Source organism: Halospina denitrificans (genome assembly GCF_004364635.1).
In the GTDB taxonomy this organism is placed as follows: domain Bacteria; phylum Pseudomonadota; class Gammaproteobacteria; order Pseudomonadales; family Oleiphilaceae; genus Halospina; species Halospina denitrificans.
The window spans coordinates 125,538-142,445 of record NZ_SOAX01000003.1; the positions used below are offsets into that span (position 1 = coordinate 125,538).

General features: G+C 57.6%; 18 protein-coding genes and 2 tRNA genes. 2 read left to right on the top strand and 18 right to left on the bottom strand.

Annotated elements, in window-relative coordinates:
* Positions 1-66: 66 nt before the first annotated feature.
* The 14 genes from DES49_RS07590 to dsbD all read right to left on the bottom strand — a co-directional run bounded on the left by DES49_RS07590 (position 67) and on the right by dsbD (position 11,134).
* Positions 67-291 carry a hypothetical protein gene (locus DES49_RS07590; protein ID WP_133735813.1) on the bottom strand — a complete coding sequence of 75 codons (225 nt, stop codon included), beginning with the start codon at positions 289-291 and terminating at the stop codon, positions 67-69.
* Positions 279-1,979 carry a DUF6792 domain-containing protein gene (locus tag DES49_RS07595; protein WP_133735814.1) on the bottom strand — a complete coding sequence of 567 codons (1,701 nt, stop codon included), beginning with the start codon at positions 1,977-1,979 and terminating at the stop codon, positions 279-281. The genes DES49_RS07590 and DES49_RS07595 overlap by 13 nt, the downstream gene beginning before the upstream one ends.
* A 17-nt stretch (positions 1,980-1,996) precedes the next feature.
* The gene (locus DES49_RS07600; protein WP_133735815.1) at positions 1,997-3,106 is read right to left on the bottom strand and encodes an RCC1 domain-containing protein; all 1,110 of its coding nucleotides are present in this window, start codon (positions 3,104-3,106) and stop codon (positions 1,997-1,999) included.
* Between the two features lie 31 nt (positions 3,107-3,137).
* On the bottom strand, positions 3,138-3,293 hold the full coding sequence (locus tag DES49_RS15480; protein ID WP_166646031.1) for a hypothetical protein: 156 nt from the start codon (positions 3,291-3,293) through the stop codon (positions 3,138-3,140).
* Positions 3,269-3,703 carry a beta-barrel domain-containing protein gene (locus DES49_RS07605; protein ID WP_166646032.1) on the bottom strand — a complete coding sequence of 145 codons (435 nt, stop codon included), beginning with the start codon at positions 3,701-3,703 and terminating at the stop codon, positions 3,269-3,271. Before DES49_RS07605 ends, DES49_RS15480 begins: the two co-directional genes overlap by 25 nt.
* A 100-nt stretch (positions 3,704-3,803) precedes the next feature.
* Entirely contained in the window at positions 3,804-4,910 is a 1,107-nt protein-coding gene (locus tag DES49_RS07610) for an RCC1 domain-containing protein (protein WP_133735817.1), read from the bottom strand.
* Between the two features lie 31 nt (positions 4,911-4,941).
* Positions 4,942-5,508 carry an HlyD family type I secretion periplasmic adaptor subunit gene (locus DES49_RS07615; RefSeq protein ID WP_243864951.1) on the bottom strand — a complete coding sequence of 189 codons (567 nt, stop codon included), beginning with the start codon at positions 5,506-5,508 and terminating at the stop codon, positions 4,942-4,944.
* A 314-nt stretch (positions 5,509-5,822) separates the two neighbouring features.
* A tRNA-Cys gene (locus tag DES49_RS07620) sits at positions 5,823-5,896 on the bottom strand.
* Positions 5,897-5,917: 21 nt separating this feature from the next.
* A tRNA-Gly gene (locus tag DES49_RS07625) sits at positions 5,918-5,993 on the bottom strand.
* 99 nt (positions 5,994-6,092) lie between these two features.
* Positions 6,093-7,154 carry a flavin monoamine oxidase family protein gene (locus DES49_RS07630; RefSeq protein WP_133735819.1) on the bottom strand — a complete coding sequence of 354 codons (1,062 nt, stop codon included), beginning with the start codon at positions 7,152-7,154 and terminating at the stop codon, positions 6,093-6,095.
* A gap of 24 nt (positions 7,155-7,178) precedes the next feature.
* Positions 7,179-7,820 carry an SOUL family heme-binding protein gene (locus tag DES49_RS07635; protein WP_133735820.1) on the bottom strand — a complete coding sequence of 214 codons (642 nt, stop codon included), beginning with the start codon at positions 7,818-7,820 and terminating at the stop codon, positions 7,179-7,181.
* Positions 7,821-7,920: 100 nt separating this feature from the next.
* Complete coding sequence (gene dsbG, locus DES49_RS07640; RefSeq protein WP_133735821.1) at positions 7,921-8,490, bottom strand: thiol:disulfide interchange protein DsbG; 570 nt, start codon at positions 8,488-8,490, stop codon at positions 7,921-7,923.
* Positions 8,490-9,317 carry a TlpA disulfide reductase family protein gene (locus DES49_RS07645; RefSeq protein WP_133735822.1) on the bottom strand — a complete coding sequence of 276 codons (828 nt, stop codon included), beginning with the start codon at positions 9,315-9,317 and terminating at the stop codon, positions 8,490-8,492. The genes dsbG and DES49_RS07645 overlap by 1 nt, the downstream gene beginning before the upstream one ends.
* An 11-nt stretch (positions 9,318-9,328) precedes the next feature.
* The gene (gene dsbD, locus DES49_RS07650) at positions 9,329-11,134 is read right to left on the bottom strand and encodes a protein-disulfide reductase DsbD (RefSeq protein WP_133735823.1); all 1,806 of its coding nucleotides are present in this window, start codon (positions 11,132-11,134) and stop codon (positions 9,329-9,331) included.
* A gap of 78 nt (positions 11,135-11,212) precedes the next feature.
* On the opposite strand from dsbD, the gene DES49_RS07655 reads away from it, so the two are divergent.
* Positions 11,213-11,899 carry a response regulator gene (locus DES49_RS07655; protein ID WP_133735824.1) on the top strand — a complete coding sequence of 229 codons (687 nt, stop codon included), beginning with the start codon at positions 11,213-11,215 and terminating at the stop codon, positions 11,897-11,899.
* The gene (locus tag DES49_RS07660) at positions 11,896-13,155 is read left to right on the top strand and encodes a histidine kinase dimerization/phospho-acceptor domain-containing protein (protein WP_133735825.1); all 1,260 of its coding nucleotides are present in this window, start codon (positions 11,896-11,898) and stop codon (positions 13,153-13,155) included. The genes DES49_RS07655 and DES49_RS07660 overlap by 4 nt, the downstream gene beginning before the upstream one ends.
* Positions 13,156-13,164: 9 nt before the next feature.
* Here DES49_RS07660 and DES49_RS07665 read toward each other — a convergent pair whose 3' ends face one another.
* From DES49_RS07665 to uvrY, 4 genes are read right to left on the bottom strand one after another with little or no spacing between them, the layout of a single operon-like run.
* A complete protein-coding gene (locus DES49_RS07665) occupies positions 13,165-13,710 on the bottom strand; it encodes a DUF2058 domain-containing protein (protein WP_133735826.1) in 546 nt (181 codons plus the stop codon).
* A gap of 49 nt (positions 13,711-13,759) precedes the next feature.
* The gene (gene pgsA, locus DES49_RS07670; protein WP_133735827.1) at positions 13,760-14,302 is read right to left on the bottom strand and encodes a CDP-diacylglycerol--glycerol-3-phosphate 3-phosphatidyltransferase; all 543 of its coding nucleotides are present in this window, start codon (positions 14,300-14,302) and stop codon (positions 13,760-13,762) included.
* Between the two features lie 3 nt (positions 14,303-14,305).
* Positions 14,306-16,153 carry an excinuclease ABC subunit UvrC gene (gene uvrC, locus DES49_RS07675; RefSeq protein WP_133735828.1) on the bottom strand — a complete coding sequence of 616 codons (1,848 nt, stop codon included), beginning with the start codon at positions 16,151-16,153 and terminating at the stop codon, positions 14,306-14,308.
* Positions 16,143-16,793 carry a UvrY/SirA/GacA family response regulator transcription factor gene (gene uvrY / locus DES49_RS07680; protein WP_133735829.1) on the bottom strand — a complete coding sequence of 217 codons (651 nt, stop codon included), beginning with the start codon at positions 16,791-16,793 and terminating at the stop codon, positions 16,143-16,145. Before uvrY ends, uvrC begins: the two co-directional genes overlap by 11 nt.
* Between the last annotated feature and the right edge of the window lie 115 nt (positions 16,794-16,908).

The following is a 16,908-nucleotide window of genomic DNA, read 5'->3' on the forward strand; positions in this document are numbered from 1 at the left end:
ATCAGGGTGCCCAGAAGGCGGGTCATGCGTTTCATGTTGTTGGCTCCTTTTTGTTGATTCTGGCGGTCAACGTTCCCGCATACTCTCGTCCATCGACTTCATGATCGGCGACAGGAAATAACTCATCATGGAACGGCTGCCCGTCTTCACTTCCGCCGTAACTTCCATGCCAGGCCGCAACCTGACTTCCTTGCCATTCACCGGAATGGTTTCCTTGTCCATCCCCAGCCGCATCTTGAAAAGCCAGCCTGACTTCTCGTCGGGGATGGCGGCGTAGCTCAGGCCGACCACCTCAGCGTTGATGACGCCGTATTCAGTACATGCAATCGGCCATGGCCACTCCCGCCATCGAGAGCGTCAATGCCGGCTCCGCCATCCACTTCGTCATTACCGGCTCCAGCCTCAACCTGATCATTACCTTCACCGGTCTTAATATCGTCGTTTCCGTCAAGACCATAGACGCGATCATCTTTCGTGCCGGTTGTAATCGAGTCGTCATCATGGGTGCCGAACACCACCTGCTGGGTAATATCCTCCTTCAATTCAGGCGATTCGGTTCTTGGGTACCACACCTCAGATACGCCGTCCCCGTAGACTTCATCCTCTCCCAACCGGTCGTCATAGATCGTTTCCCCGGGCTCGGAAACGTCACCGTTGTCACCATCCTCGCTGTTTCGGGACAGCATCAGCGACAGGGCGTCCAGCTTATCGGCCCAGAAGGCCTCGGAATACTGAGAGGGGTCGGTGTAGGCCTCGTTGTCCATGAAGGACGGGGTGACATCGGAGAAGTCGCCTTCGACGAGAAACGAGAGGTTGTTGAGCACGCTGTAGCGGGCCACCGCACCCTGGGTGGTATCGGCGTTCAACTGGTCCATCAGGTCGCTGGAGCTGACGCTGTCCAGGGGCGTTATTTTGAAGCCTTGGTCACTGTATTGGGATGCAACCTCGCTTAATAAAAGGTGAGATTCGTTAATATCACTTTCGCCATCGGATGTGTCATTCGACGCCTCGCCGGATAAACTCGACGTGTCGAAACCCAATATTTCCGAGATCCCCTTAATAAAGGTATCGTGCTCCGCCTCCCCAGTATTGGAGCTCTCGTTCAATATTTGGCCGATATCGTCAATTGACAAGGAGCTGTCGAACTCCGAGATCATGTGGTGGGCGAACAGGGAGTGGGCCAGATTACCGCTGCCATGCCAGCCTTCTTCCGTTGCAACCCTGTAGATCTCGCCAAGGAGCGAGTTTGTGGCAGGGACAACCTCAAGGCCTTCTGTCGTGACAAAATTGGAAACGTTGTCATGACCCTGATTCGACTGAAATGTTTGCGTAAAGATATTGGCTACTGTATCGGCAATATTTGAGTCGGCTACTGACTGGTAAATCTGCTCTATTAATGTTTCCTGTTCGGATTCCGTATCGGGCAAGCTATCCACGCCCGCTCCGTTAAACGTGTAGGCGTGCTCAATGGTATCGTCATAAGCATCGGCCAGTAACGTTGTGAGATGCCCGCCCAGAGAATGACCCGCAGCGTATATTGTGGCGTCCGCAGGAACATCCTCGTTCTCCACCACCACGTCGTTAAAATAGGATGTCATCGCGGCGAGTTGATAAGAAGCTTCCCCCTGGAGGAAAACTCCACCATCCGCCAAGATACCATCCTGAAAAAGACCTTCCAGACTGTCCATTTCGGTACCACGATTAACGAACCAGTACTCACTGGATCCGTCATCGTCAGAGCCCTTTCTCTTAACCAGCATACCCTGGTAGCCGCTATCGTCCAGCTCGCTACCTTCAAAGTTGGGTGAGGTGCTGACGATTTCGAAATTATCGATGAAATAGTTTATTTCGGTTTCGGATAAGCTGCCTGATAGGCGCTCTATCAAATCATCGCTATCGGAGGTTTCTGAGATCTGATCATTGTAGACGACTACAGACAGTAGCGATGCCTCGAACGCGGATTTAGTAAATTCAGACATGGTATTTCCTGCCCTATTTAGTGGGTATAGAATTTGAAATGATAGTCTTCGAGCATATATTTATAAGGCCAGAACCAATGCTCCTCAGGGATCAACTCGGCAACACGTCCGTCCTTAAGAATAAAGAATATGGAGTGGGTATTGGAAAAGAAGTCTATAGCGCCTTGAGGCGGATAGAGTAGTTCTGGTTTCAGAATATATCCTTGGTTGGATGCCTCAATTGGTGCAATTATTTGATCCCCCCAACCCAAAAATTTCCCAGACGTTGTTTTAGCGATACGTATTGACCCACCTTCAATTTTCTCAATATCTTCCAGGTAAGGGTGTTTCTTGATTTGCCTCACAGGCGTCAGCTCCCCGTTACCGAGAGCACCTGCACCATTATCACCAAAAACGTAAACGTCACCGTTGTCACAGACGAAAACAGCGCCTGGTGGATAATCAACGCTTTTTACAGAACAGGGTATATCCAATAATTCCGGGGTCCATTGCTCCCTTCTTCCGGATGAGAATATTGGATACTGCCCGGAGCTTCCCCACGCATAGACATCCCCATCTTCTGAAATCGCAAAAAACAGGCTTCCCACAAAAACTTTTTTAATCTTATCGCCAAATTCAAAAGGTATTCCTTGCACCTCATCTGGGATTTCTCGACCCCAGACTTTTACAGTATTGTTTTCAAACAATGCCATCGAATAATAACTCTCGGCATCAAAATCCTTTATATTACAAACGCTCTCAAAACGTTTCGGTTTCTCAACCCTCTTTTCCACCTGAAACCCAAGTGGATTATATTTATTGCTCCCCCAGGCCCAGATACACCCTTCACGGTCCTGCGCCAGAGCATGCGAAGCTCCAACCTCAATACCCACAATGTTTTCCAGGCCGGGTAGCTGGAATACTTCTTCCCCCCCCTTGCCGGCATAACTAAGGTAGTAGGTTCCACCGCCATATCGCACAACGGTTCCATCATCCTGAACCATATACAGCGCTCCACTGCCCACACTGCCCTTATGCCGCTCAAGCCCCAGCCCCTGGTATTGGGTATCGGCCTCAATAGCGGCGCAGCCGCTGAGCAAAAGGCTGGCTGCGACCAGGGTGCCCAGAAGGCGGGTCATGCGTTTCATGTTGTTGGCTCCTTTTTGTTGATTCTGGCGGTCAACGTTCCCGCATACTCTCGTCCATCGACTTCATGATCGGCGACAGGAAATAACTCATCATGGAACGGCTGCCCGTCTTCACTTCCGCCGTGACTTCCATACCAGGCCGCAACCTGACCTCCTTGCCATTCACCGGAATGGTTTCCTTGTCCATCCCCAGACGCATCTTGAAAAGCCAGCCTGCCTTTCGTCGGGGATGGCGGCGTCGCTCAGACCCACCACATCGGCCTTGATGACGCCGTATTCAGTAAACGGAAAAGCGCTCACTTTGATCTCGGCCGGCTGCCCCAGGTAAACGAAGCCGATGTCCTTGTTGGCCAGCATGGCTTCTACCTCCAGCTGCGTGCCCTGGGGCACGATTTTCATCAGTGGCTGCGCGGCGGTGACCACGCCACCGACGGTGTGTATCTCCAGTTCCTGGATCACGCCGTTGACCGGCGACTTCAGGATCTGCTTTTCGTTGAGGGCTTCCGCCTTTTCCAGTTCTTCCTCCAGTGTAGAAAGTTCCTGTTTTAGGCGATCCAGTTCACTCAGGGCCTTTTGTTCGGCGTCGGATCTGAACACCAGCAGGCGCTGTTCGGTTTCTTCAAGTAAGAAACGACCGACAATAAAGATGCTTCAAATGCTGACTGAGTAAACTGGGACATCATTCTCTCCAGAACAACTATTTGTAAAACCTGAAATGGTAATCCTCGAGAAGGTATTTATACGGCCAGAACCAATGCTCCTCCGGGACCAGTTTTGCGACCGAGCCATCTTCATTAATGAAATAGATCGAGCGCCTACTCGAATAGAAGTCGATCGTTCCTTCCGGAGCATCAATTCGTATAGGCTCAACCATATATCCTTGGTTGGATGCCTCAATTGGTGCGATGATTTGATCACCCCATCCAACATATTGGTTATTCATTAACTTGGCGATCCGAATGGACCCGCCTTCAACCTTCTCTACACCGCTTAAATAGGGATGCTTCTCTATTTGTTTCCTCGGGGCACGATCTCCAGTACCAAGAAAACCTGCACCATTTCGACCAAATACATAAACATCACCGTTGTCACAGACGAAAACGGCACCCGGTGAATAGTTCACACCCTTCACAGAACAAGGGATGTCCAGTAACTCAGGCTTCCACTGATCCTTAGCTCCTGATGAAAAAACAGAGTGGTGACTCGAACGTCCCCATGCATACACTTTACCGCTCTCTGAAACAGCAAAAAAAAGACCGCCGGCATAAACGCGTTCAATCGAATCCTCTATGGAGAGGGGTTTCCCTTTCACATTTCCAGGAACCTCAACACCCCAGAATCTAATCGTGTTGTTTTCATGGAGCACAATCGAAAAATAGCTTTCCGCATCAAAATCCTTGATGTGACATAGTTCGTCATATCTGGTTGGTTGTTCTATCTCACTGTTCGGCTGAAATCCAAGTGGATCGTATTTGTTCCTCCCCCAGGCCCAGATACACCCTTCCCGGTCCAGCGCCAGAGCATGCATCGTCCCAACTTCAATACCCTCAATATTCTCCAGACCGGGCACCTTAAAAACGCCATCTTCTCGAGGCCCGGTGAGACGAATATACCCATTCCCTGGGCCATAACGAAGTACCGTGCCATCATCCTGGACCATATAGAGCGCGCCGGTTTGGACGCTGCCTTTATGCCGCTCAAGCCCCGGTCCCTGGTATTGGGTATCGGCCTCAATAACGGTACAGGCGCTCAGCAAAAGGCTAGCCGCGATCAGGGCGCCCACAAGGCGGGTCATGCGTTTCATGTTATTGGCTCCTTGTTGTTGATTCTGGCGGCTAACGTTCCCGCATACTCTCGTCCATCGATTTCATGATCGGCGACAGGAAATAACTCATCATGGAACGGCTCCCCGTCTTCACTTCCGCCGTGACTACCATACCAGGCCGCAACCTGACTTCCTTGCCATTCACCGGAATGGTTTCCTTGTCCATCCCAAGCCGCATCTTGAACAGCCAGCCTGCCTTCTCGTCGGGGATGGCGGCGTCGCTCAGGTCCACCACATCGGCCTTGATGACGCCGTATTCAGTAAACGGAAAAGCACTCACTTTGATCTCGGCCGACTGCCCCACGTGGACGAAGCCGATGTCCTTGTTGGCCAGCATGGCCTCGACCTCCAGTTGCGTGCCCTGGGGCACGATTTTCATCAGTGGCTGCGCGGCGGTGACCACGCCGCCCACGGTGTGTATCTCCAGTTCCTGGACCACACCGTTGACCGGCGATTTCAGGATCTGCTTTTCGTTGAGGGCTTCCGCCTTTTCCAGTTCTTCCTGCAGTATAGAAAATTCCTGTTTCAGGCGGTCCAGTTCACTCAGGGCTTTTTGTTCGGCGTCGGATCTGAACACCAGCAGGCGCTGTTCGGTTTCTTCAACGGTGGCTTCGATTTCTTCGACCCCTACCTGATGCTATATCCGAGGTATTTCGACAAACGCAGTCGGTGAAAGCCGGTCAAGCATCGATTCATGCAAGACAGCTGGCGTGCAGCGTGCGAAGCCGCTGATTACGGAACGCAGTATCAGATGCGGGATCTGCGCAAGAAGAGGCTCACTGAGGAGTTCCTAAGGGTACCGGCTGAACCGGGTTATTTTCCCAGTTTTGTCCCACCAGCGAAGATCGAGAAAGAGCAGCTATTTAGGTCTTTGATTTAAAGCGGTAATTTTGGAGGCGCGGGTCGGAATCGAACCGGCGTAAACGGAGTTGCAGTCCGTCGCATGACCACTCTGCCACCGCGCCAGGGAAAGGTAAAAAAGGAAATGGAGCGGGAAACGAGATTCGAACTCGCGACATCCACCTTGGCAAGGTGGTGCTCTACCAGCTGAGCTATTCCCGCTTCGTAGTGAGGCTGGCATTGCCCTCAACAACGGATGTGTATTGTACTCATGCGTGGATGGTCGTCAATAGATGTTTTCGCCGGCGGGACCATTCATCGTTAGTGCGTTCGCAGTAGCTGCTGAGCAACAGCCTCCGCCTGCTCCAGTGCTCCCTCCATAAAGCCCCCATTACGAGGAGCCATTTCTGACGCAGCAAACAGTAAACGCCCATCCCATAATCCATTGAGTTCCTGAGGCAGACCGTACACGGGGTGGTTAGGTGGCGGTTGGTGGTCGGCCTGTGTCGCGATCTCCGACTCCAGGGCCCAGTCCCTGAGAAAGGTTTGCACCGGGCGCTCAGCCTGCACTCCGTAGAGTCGCCCAAGCTGCGCGAGGCTTGCCTGGATTAACTCGTCCCGATGATCCCGCCGAACCTGGGCGGGAACCCCGTAAAACCCAAAAAGGGCGCCTGGCTGACCTGATTGGGGGCTTGCGTCATGGAGTTCCATCAGCGGCCCACTCCGGCTCATCGCATCCCCGGAAAGCCCATCCGTGCGCCAGAAGGGTTCGTCATAGACCGCCACAAGCTTGGCATGCCCTGCCATCCAGGTTGGGATATCGGTGAGCAACTGGCGCTGGCGTGGGTCAAGCGCTGGCTCGAAATGCAGCTCAGCAGCGATCCGTGGTGGCACGGCCAGCACAATCCGCTCTGCCTGCCACAGTGACCGATCAGCAAGCGTGATCTGACCATTGGCAACAACCTCCCTCACGGGCGTCCCCAGATGCAGCCGCTCTTGAGGCAATCCCCGCGCGAGTGCGTTGATCAGTGCGCTGGCGCCACCCTCGATGCGCAGAGACCCCTCCATGCTCGCATAACCCGCGCCCCGATGGACCCTGCGTTCAGCATCCTCGAAAAGCAGGTCGCCGGCGCTGTGCTGCTCGAAGACCGGCAGCCTCAGACGTTGACAGAGCTTGAGCATCCGCGGCTGGATCGACCAGAACCAGGCGGGCCCCAGGTCAAAAGTGGCTCCCAGACAATTCGCGGACTCTACGCGTCCACCCAGACGATCACGTGCCTCAAATACCTGGCAATCCACACCGCTACGTTGCAGGTGATCAGCAAGCGCCAGCCCTGCCAGTCCGCCACCAATGATCGCCACGCCTGTACTGTTTTTGGCCATACACTCGGGCCCCGGATGAAGGATTCACCCCGACTGCTCTTCAAGTGAGCGAGCCACCGGGATCATGATTTCATTGCGACGCAGGAACCAGGGCATGAACGGCGGATTATACCGGGCCCAGATCGGTTCGTCGGTCACTTCGAGCGAGTTTTCCGAAACCCAGGTCTGTAGCTTTTCGAGGTGCGTTCTATAACGCTTGGCGCTCCAGGTTCCCGAGTACCTGATCACCGCAACCCGACGTGGCGGCACCTTGTGCAGCGTCACCTCAGGGTTGGTCGGTCTGGGCAGGTTCTCGAGCGTGTAGGATTCAGGCATGACGAAAGACACCACCCAGCCGGTGTCTGTCTTTCGTTGTCCCACCGGGGCGGTCATGGCGATTTCCTGGGAAGAAGGCGTTTGGGTGACCGGCGAAGTCATCGAAATATCCGCTTCTCCGCCGTTTTCCCCTGAGATATAACCAAAGAGTCGCTGGAAAGCTTCGCCGCCGGCCTCCTCCATCGAGGCATCCACCGTCGTCTGCGCAACGACGACACTGGGATAATCCCGGAGCTCAAAGGAACCGTCTTTTTTGATGCGCTCGTAGGGTGGTTCTTCAACAAAGACGCTGCAGCCCTCCAGAAACAGAAATGAAATTGTCAGAGCAACGATTGTGGTTAATCTTCTCATGCCGGGTTTTTCGCCATAGATTTACTTAAACAAACCTACGACGGCGCATTGCGAGCAGTTCAATCACAGCATGATGCTACTCCCGCTGCCCTGACCCTCATCACTCCGGCTTCGGACTACCCATGATGTCAGCCATCTCCCGGGGCCGGGGTGCGCCCTGCTTGGCGGAAAGCTTGTCCTCGTCATCCCAGTAGATGGTGGTCGGGGTCGCCCGGGCTCCCAGATCGCGCATCAGAAAGTTGTTCTCCCGCACCTGACCTTCTGCTTTCTTCACAATCGCCTCATCCGGCTGGATACCACCCTCTTCATAGGCTCTGCGGTTGTCCGCCAATCTGGCTTCCGGATCCTCACTGCCCAGGATGGTGGCGGCCTTCGGCGTACTGCTCCTTTTGATGATGCCCACCATGATGTGGCGGAGCTGGACCCTGCCGGATTCGATCCAGGGGGTGGCCTGCTCCCGGAACTTGTCGCAGTAGGGGCAGTTGGGGTCGGTGAAAGTATAGATGATGGTCTCCGCATCATCCGCGCCGTCCTGGACCCAGTGACTGTCTTCCAGGGTCTGCCAGATGTCTTCGTCATCGGACTGTTGCGCATGCGTGGGCAGGACCAGCACGAACATGAGCACAATGCCGGCAAGAAATCGTTGGAGCGCAGTGGTGGTTAATGTCATCAGTTGTTGTCTCCTGTGTTGGTTTCGAATTCGGATAGATTATCCGCGAGTGTCGCGCTGGAGAGTTCCCCATAATGAGTGGTCACCAGCTGACCCGATGCGTTGTAGAAAAGGGTGGTGGGCAGTCCCTGGTTGCCGGTATTGGAAGCGACCTCCCGCCGACGGTCCAGGACCACATTGCGCAGCGTCAATCCATGTTCATCCAGGAAACTGTTAACCGTCGGCGGGCCTTCCCCCTGATTGACGAACACAAAGGCAATGTCCTCCTGCGCCTCCTGGGCCTTCTCCAGCACCGGCATTTCGCGCACACAGGGGGGACACCAGGAGGCCCAGAGATTGACGACCATGGGTCGGCCATCCGCCATAGTATCCAGTGCCCGAGCCTCTCCATCGCGTGACTCGACGGTCACCTCCGGAATCCCCTGCCCCTGGACCTGCATCAGGGTGATCAGGCCCCAGGGAAGGGCCCAGAGCAGGATCCCAGTCGTCACCGCAATCCCCAGGGCCCCGCGCACGGATGGATGGCGCCAGAGCTGATAGGTGGTGGCAATAGCACAGCCGATGAGGCCGGACAGCAGATGGAAGCCGCCATCGCGGATGTCGATGATCCCCAGCGGGTCATCCCAGTAATGCTCAAAATAGAGCGCCACGAAACCGATCCGCGCGCAGAGCAGCGACCAGAGCAGTATGTCCGCCAGTGGTCCGCCCACTTTCACCTGATCCCGACGGCCTGCCACGGCGCCGACAAGAAGCGCCACCACAAAGGCCGCAATGATCAGGACATGGGCAACGGAAAGGCTCAGCGGCCCCACAGCAATGGATGACATCAATACCTCCTTCAGAGTGACGACGCACCGGTGGCGGAAAGTCTATCGAGGAAGGCGTCACTGCTGATCTCTCCGGTGACACGATAGCCACGACGCTCTTCCCCATCAGGCCCGATCAGCATGATGGTCGGCGGACCCACCACGCTCAATTCCTCCGTCAGCCGCTGATCAATCCGGTCATTGGCGGTGACGTCCGCCTGCAGCAGCTGCACATCCGCCAGGGCCTTCTGGACCTCAGGGTCCCCAAAGACCTCCTCCTCAATCACCTCACAGCTGATGCACCAGTCGGCGTAGAACTCCAGAAGCGTCCACTGGCCCCGCGCGCCGGCATTCGCCACGGCCTTTTCCAGATCCTCGGGGGATTTGATGACCTCAAAACCGGCCATCCCCTCCTCGGCCTCTTGCGGGGCACTTGGCGTTGCGCCGCCCGCGTAGGGCGCAAGCGGTGAACGCAGATCACTGCCGCCCCCGGCCGCTCCACCCAGCATCAGGCCGCCCCAGACGCCAACCACCAGCGCCAGCGCTGCAAACAGCGCCCGTGCCGGCTCCGCCAGGGACGCATGGCGCACTGCGTTCAGGCCCAGAGCCGCCGTGATGAGCGCCAGGACGCCCCAGAGTGCCATAGCCACATCAGCTGGCAGGATACGCTCCAGGAACCAGACGGCGGTACCCAGCAGAATCACCCCAAATACAGCCTTGACGCCATTCATCCAGGCGCCGGGTTTCGGGAGGAAGCTGGCACCCAGGGTTCCGAATGCCACCAGTGGCGCGCCCATGCCGAGCCCAAGGGCGAACAGGCCCAGACCGCCATGGAGCGCATCACCGGACTCGGTAATATACAGCAGCGCCCCCGCCAGCGGTGCGGTCATGCAGGGGCTTGCCAGAAGCGCCGAAAAGAAGCCCATAAGCGCGGCGCCGCCCAAGTGACCGCCATTCTGGCGTCCGTTCATGGTCTCAAGGCGTTCCCGGATGAAGGCCGGCAGCTGCAGCTCATAAACGCCAAACATCGACAGCGCCAGCAGCACAAAAATCACCGCCAGGCCGCCAATGAACAGCGGCACCTGGAACGCGGCCTGAAGGTTGGCGCCAATCAGCCCCGCTGCCGCCCCCAGGACGGCATAGGTGGCCGCCATGGTGACCACAAAGGCCAATGACAGCCAGAACGCACGGCCGCGCCCGGCCTGGCTGCCCACGATCACCGCAGACAGTATCGGAACCATGGGAAGCACGCAGGGGGTAAAGACCAGAAGCAGGCCCAGCCCGAAGAACAACGCCAGGTTCCAGACGAGGCTGCTGTCCGCAAGGCTGCTGGCGAGGAACTCATCCTCGGCCTGGCGATTCTCCCCTCCAGTCGCTCCGGCATCGGATACTCCGCCTTCACCCGAGCCGGCCGTTTGCCCGTCCAGTGTTACGGTGGCGCTCTGGGGCGGATAGCACAGGCCAGCGTCAGCGCAGCCCTGCCAGCTGAGCTCAAGGGTGCGGACCTCACCCGGATCAATCATGACCTCAGCCTGATTGTAATAGACCTCCGATTCCCCGAAATACTCGTCCGTAATGATTTCGCCTTCCGGGTATTCCACGCCGGCAGGCTCCGCCTCCTGCCCGGTGATGGTCATACGCTTGCGATACAGGTAGTAATCGTCCGCAATGGTCCACTCGAGACGGAGCTGGTCACCGTCCGGAACCAGTTCATACTGGAACGCCTCTTCCGGCGACAGAAAATCCGACTGATTCATGGCGCCCTGAACCGGTAGAATGGCAGCCAGCATCAGGAACAGGGCTGCCAGAACGGCCGTTACGGACCGAGTGCGTATCATGACTGTCTCCCTGCTGCTCATTAGGAAGCAGGGATTGTGCAGCGCACCGATTAAGTGGGCATTAAGAGGTTTCCCGGAATGCATGTGCTTTTGATCGAAGACGATGAACTCGTCGCCTCCGGCCTGGTGAGCGGTCTGGAGATGGACGCGTTCGTAGTGGACTGGGTCACCAATGCCAGAAGTGCCGAAAACGCCATCGCCACGATGGACACGGACATCGTGATACTGGATCTCGGGCTGCCGGACGTTGACGGCCTGGAATTGCTGCGCCAGTGGCGCGCGCGTGGCGTCACCGTGCCGATACTGGTGCTTACTGCCAGGGATGCCATGGAGGACCGGGTGACCGGGCTGGAGTCCGGGGCGGATGATTACGTGCTCAAGCCCTTTGATCTGGATGAGCTGAGCGCCCGGCTGCGGGCGCTGCGGCGACGGGCATCAGGGCAGTCCTCCCCGGCCATTGATCACGGCGGCCTGCGTTTTTTACCGGCTCAAAGCGAGGTGACGCTGAACGGTGTTCCGATTAGCCTTTCGAGTAAGGAACTGCTGCTGTTGGAAAAATTCCTGCGTGCGGGCAACAGCCTGCTGACGGAAGAGCAGCTGAAAGATGCCATCTACGGTATGGATACTGAAATCGGCAGTAATGCCCTAAACGTCCATATTCACCACCTGCGCCGCAAACTCGGCCGTGACCTCATTCAGACCGTCCGCGGCATGGGGTATCGGCTGGGCCCACCGCCAGGCGATGTAGCTCGGGAGCAGCAATGACACTGAAGCGGCGACTGGTTCTTGGCCTCGGGCTGGCACTGGGGATGCTCTGGGCATCCGCGGCGGCCCTGCTGTTTCTGGATCTGCGGAGCCAGATCTCGGATACCCTGGATGAGCGCCTGGCCGCCTCGGCCCGGATGGTTGCAGGCCTGGTGGCCCGCCATCCCGACCTGTTGGAACAGCCCAGCAATTATACAGAACTCGTGGAACCGGACTCCGAAGGTGTGGCCTGCCAGATCCAGGCTGCCAGCGGCGAGGTTCTGGTCCGCACTGAAGGCGCCGACAGCCAGGCCCTGGCGGGCACCGAGCCCGGCTACCGGAATACCGTCATTAACAGGGAGCGCTGGCGACTCTATACCCTCGAGCACAATGGCATGCACATCACCACGGCCGACCGCATGAACGAACGCAATGCGCTGCGCCAGGGCATTTTCCTGGTGCTGGTGGCCCCTTTCGCACTGGCGCTGGCCGGCGGTATCGGCGTGGTCTGGTTCGGCATAAGCCGGGGCCTGGCACCACTGGAAAGGCTGAGCCGTGAAGTCGCCCAACGCAGCCCCTCCATGCTTACCCCGGTGGACATCGGCTCGGCCCCCTCCGAACTGCAGCCGGTGGTCTCAACGCTGAACAACCTGCTAGCACGGGTTAATGATGCCATACAGCGGGAGCAGCACTTCGCCAGCCAGGCAGCGCATGAGCTGCGGACCCCACTGACCGCGATTAAAACCCACCTGCAGGTTGCCCAACGCCAGGCGCCGGAAGCCAGCAAGGCGCTGAGCCAGGCAGAAGCGGGTATCCAGCGCCTGCAGCGGATCATCGAGCAACTGTTGATGCTCGCGCGGGTTGAACGCCTGGGCGTGGACAATCAGGAGCGGGCAGCCGTGGAAACGGTGATCCACCAGGCCATGGTGGACCTTCCGGATCGTGACCGGGTCAGGATCGAGGCGGCCCCCTCCCTGCCGGATCTTCCGGTTCCCGCTCCGCTGGCATCAGCGGCACTGCGTAACCTTCTGGAGAATGCACTGCGCCATGGCGCAGGTGATGAACCGGTGGAACTCAGGGCGGATCAGAGCGGCTCGGATCTTGTAATGACAGTAACCAACCGGATGGGCGAGAGCGCGGGCGGAGACGTCCGGCGCAGCGAAGGTCTGGGGCTGACGATCGTGCGCGCGATCACAGAGCGGTTCGACGCCCGGTTCGAATTCCGTTACCCCCGGGATGGAACCGTGCAGGCCGTCATCGTCTGGCAAGCGCGCTGAGGGCGTCCTCTACCACATCAGGTCGTCCGGGATTTCAAATCCGGCATAGGGATCATCCTCGTCATCGTCCTCCTTCTTACGCTCATGGAGGACCACGACAACCGACTCATCACGCTCCTGGATCTTGCGGGCAATGCCTTCCGGGATCACATCGTAGGTGCCGTCAAGGCAGACAACAGCCAACTGCCCGCGCGCCAGGGCATCCACGGTCTGTTCGTCCACATACAGCTTTTTGATCTTGCTGTTATGCACGAACTGGTAGGCTGTCTCACCCTCCTTCCGGCTCAAACGATTGGTTTCGACCAGCTGGCGGATCTGTGCCTGAACCGCGCGACGCTGCGCTTCCTCTTCGCGCTGACGGTTCAGCTCACGATCCCGCTCGGCCTGCTCCTCCCTGGCCTGCCGGGCCCGTTCACGGGTCTCATTGACCGACTGTGTCCCCTTGGGCTGCTGCTTGCGCTGCTTCTGCTGTTGTTTCTTTTCTTTTTTAGCAGCCTTGGCCTGTTTCTCGTCGGCCAGGCCCTGTTTCAGTAATTGATCCTGGAGTGACGGCATTGCGGGTCGTCTCCCTGGTGAAATGAATGGACTGATTGAGACCGTTGGTCTAGTCGGCCATTTCCTCCCAGGCCGCCTTGAGATACACGCTCATTGACCAGAGCGTCAGCGCCGCCGCGATGGCGAGAATGACCAGGCCTGCACGGGCCACCGGCTCTCCCGGCGGATAGGCCAGCAGCAGCACGATGGCCACCATCTGGAAGCCGGTCTTGAGCTTGCCGATATAGGACACCGCCACACTGGCCCGCTTACCCATCTCGGCCATCCATTCGCGCAGCGCGGATATCACGATTTCACGGCCAATAATGACAATGGCCGGTATGGTCAGAAACAGGGAGCCGTAATCGTGGATCAGCAACGCCAGCGCCACCGAGACAATCAGCTTGTCCGCCACCGGGTCCAGGAAGGCCCCGAGGGGTGTGGACTGGTCCCAACGCCGTGCCAGGAAACCATCCAGCCAGTCCGTGATCGCGGCTATGGCGAAAACAACGGCGCTGGCCATGTACGCCCAGTGGAAAGGCATGAAAAACACCAGCACGAGGGCCGGGATAAGAATGATGCGCGAAACAGTGAGTATGTTCGGTAAATTCATTGGCTACTCGTTATGCAAAGCGGCGTAGATGGATTCCGCGAGCTGATGACTCACACCCCGTACCTTGGCGATTTCCTCGATGCTGGCCTTGTTGATTTCCTGCAGACCGCCGAAATAGTTTATCAGGTCTTTTCGCCGTTTGGCGCCAACACCCGGAATTCCCTCAAGTGTTGACTGGCGCCGTTTCTTGTCCCGCCGCTGCCGGTGGCCGGTAATGGCAAAGCGGTGGGCCTCGTCGCGAATGTGCTGGATCAGGTGCAGCGCGGGCGAATCCGGCGGTACCCGGAAGCTGCTGTCGGTCACCGCCTCGACCAGCTCCTCCATACCCGCCTTGCGGGTTTCGCCCTTGGCCACGCCAATCAGGACCACGTCCTGAATCTGCAGCTCCTCGAACACCGCCTTGGCCACGTTGAGCTGACCCCGTCCGCCGTCGATAAACACCAGATCCGGGCGCTTGCCGTCGCCCGCCTTAATCTTACGGTAACGACGCTGCAGCACCTGGCGCATGGCACCATAATCATCACCCGCAGTTTCGCCCTCGATATTATAGAGCCGGTAATCGCTTTTCAGAGGGCCGTTCTCGTCGAAGACCACGCAGGAGGCTACGGTGTTCTCGCCCTGGCTGTGGCTGATGTCAAAACACTCCATGCGCGCGGGCACCTCGTCCAGCTCCAGGAGTTCCCTCAGGGCAAGCAGGCGGCGGTAGACCGTCTCCTTGTTGGCAAGGTGGCTGCGCAGGGTCTGCTCGGCATTGGTCTGGGCCATCTGGAGCCAGCGGCGGCGTTCCTCGCGCACGCGATGGCGCACTTTCACCTCGCGCCCCGCCTGCTCGGACAGCGCCTGATCCAGTACAGCGCGATCACCGAGCTCCATGGAGACCACGATCTCACGTGGAATCTCCCGGGGATTGCCCTCGCCCAGATAGTACTGGCCAATAAAGGCGGTAAGCAGCTCCTCCTCGGACTGATCCATCGAGAGGCGCGGGAAGTAGTTCTGGGTGCCCACCAGGCGCCCGCCACGCACCGAGAGCACCACCACGCAGACGATGCCGGCCTCCTGCATCAACCCCAGGATATCCACCGAGGCGGACCCCCCTTCAATGGCCTGTTGCTCCTGGACGTGGCGCAGATAGTTGATCTGGTCCCGGTAATGAGCCGCCTTCTCGAAATCCAGATTCGCGGAGGCGTTCTCCATGTTGCTGATCAGCTCCTCGATAATTTCCGGGTTCTTGCCCTGCAGGAAAAGCGTGGCCCGACGTACATCGGCACGGTAATCCTCGGGGGAGATCAGGCCCACGCAGGGGGCCGTGCAGCGATTGATCTGATACTGCAGGCAGGGCCGCGTGCGGTTGCGGAAATAGCTGTCACTGCAGTTGCGGATCCGGAACACCTTCTGGAGAATATTGAGACTTTCCCGCACCGCGCCGCCACTCGGAAAAGGCCCGAAAAACCTGCCCTTATCCCGCTTACTTCGACCTCTTTTGTAGTTCAGCGCCGGGTAATCGGTATGATCCGAGAGATAAATATAGGGGTAGGACTTATCGTCGCGCAGCAGAATGTTATAGGGCGGGCGCAGCGACTTGATCAAATTCTGTTCAAGCAGCAGCGCCTCGGTCTCGCTGGCGGTGACGGTGACCTCGATATTGGCGATACGACTGACCAGCGACCGGGTCTTGATCGCCTGGCCCTGGTTGCGGAAATAGCTGCTCAGGCGTTTTTTGAGATTACCGGCCTTGCCGACATAGAGGATATCGCCATCGGCATTGAACATCCGGTAAACGCCGGGACGTTCGGTGACCTGCTTGAGGAATGCGGCGGAATCAAATTCGGGTGCAACGTCTTCAGACTTCATCGGCGTCAAGAATGCCGTGTTTCACCGCTTTGAGGGTGAGCTCAACGTCGCTTTCAATGCCGAGCTTCTCGAAGATGCGATAGCGGTAGGTGTTCACCGTCTTGGGGCTGAGACAGAGCCTGTCGGAGATCTGCTGGACCTTCTGGCACTGCACGATCATGGTTGCAATCTGCAGCTCGCGTTCGGACAGTTCGTCGAACGCGTTGTGATCCTCATCGCCCCCGTTCACCTTGCCAAGCGCCATCTTCTGCGCAATTTCGGGGCTGATGTAGCGTTGCCCCAGTGACGCCCGCCTCACGGCCTGGAGCATCTCCTTCAGGTCCGCCCCCTTGGTGATATAGGCGTGGGCTCCCGCCTGCATGACGCGCGTTGGGTAGGGGTCGTCAGCACAGGCGGTGACGGCGATAATCCGAACATCATCATTGATCCGCAGGATCCGGCGCATCGCCTCAAGCCCGCCGATGCCGGGCATCCGCAGGTCCATAAGAACCACGTCCGGGGCATCCCGGCGCACGTGCTCGACAGCAGCCTCTCCTGACTCCGCCTCCCCGATAATTTCAATCTCATTGTCATCGGAAAGCATCCTTGTTATGCCGGTACGGACCAGTTCATGGTCATCAACCACCAGAATCCGGATCAAACTCACACCTCTTGGCATTCACTGGGAATCAACGGGCAGTATAACGGACGCGCTGCTCTGAATCCTCCGCTGAATCGTAAAACGGCGCCTGTTATAGGATTGTGAAACTTACAGG

Excerpts from the sequence above, each read along its gene's own strand:
- dsbD (WP_133735823.1), bottom strand. The coding sequence starts at position 11,134 with ATGATACGCACTCGGTCCGTAACGGCCGTTCTGGCAGCCCTGTTCCTG.
- DES49_RS15480 (WP_166646031.1), bottom strand. The coding sequence starts at position 3,293 with ATGGACAAGGAAACCATTCCGGTGAATGGCAAGGAGGTCAGGTTGCGG.
- DES49_RS07635 (WP_133735820.1), bottom strand. The coding sequence starts at position 7,820 with ATGAGAAGATTAACCACAATCGTTGCTCTGACAATTTCATTTCTGTTT.
- dsbG (WP_133735821.1), bottom strand. The coding sequence starts at position 8,490 with ATGACATTAACCACCACTGCGCTCCAACGATTTCTTGCCGGCATTGTG.
- DES49_RS07610 (WP_133735817.1), bottom strand. The coding sequence starts at position 4,910 with ATGAAACGCATGACCCGCCTTGTGGGCGCCCTGATCGCGGCTAGCCTT.
- DES49_RS07600 (WP_133735815.1), bottom strand. The coding sequence starts at position 3,106 with ATGAAACGCATGACCCGCCTTCTGGGCACCCTGGTCGCAGCCAGCCTT.
- DES49_RS07645 (WP_133735822.1), bottom strand. The coding sequence starts at position 9,317 with ATGTCATCCATTGCTGTGGGGCCGCTGAGCCTTTCCGTTGCCCATGTC.
- DES49_RS07665 (WP_133735826.1), bottom strand. The coding sequence starts at position 13,710 with ATGCCGTCACTCCAGGATCAATTACTGAAACAGGGCCTGGCCGACGAG.
- DES49_RS07655 (WP_133735824.1), top strand. The coding sequence starts at position 11,213 with ATGCATGTGCTTTTGATCGAAGACGATGAACTCGTCGCCTCCGGCCTG.
- uvrC (WP_133735828.1), bottom strand. The coding sequence starts at position 16,153 with ATGAAGTCTGAAGACGTTGCACCCGAATTTGATTCCGCCGCATTCCTC.
- DES49_RS07630 (WP_133735819.1), bottom strand. The coding sequence starts at position 7,154 with ATGGCCAAAAACAGTACAGGCGTGGCGATCATTGGTGGCGGACTGGCA.
- DES49_RS07660 (WP_133735825.1), top strand. The coding sequence starts at position 11,896 with ATGACACTGAAGCGGCGACTGGTTCTTGGCCTCGGGCTGGCACTGGGG.
- DES49_RS07595 (WP_133735814.1), bottom strand. The coding sequence starts at position 1,979 with ATGTCTGAATTTACTAAATCCGCGTTCGAGGCATCGCTACTGTCTGTA.
- pgsA (WP_133735827.1), bottom strand. The coding sequence starts at position 14,302 with ATGAATTTACCGAACATACTCACTGTTTCGCGCATCATTCTTATCCCG.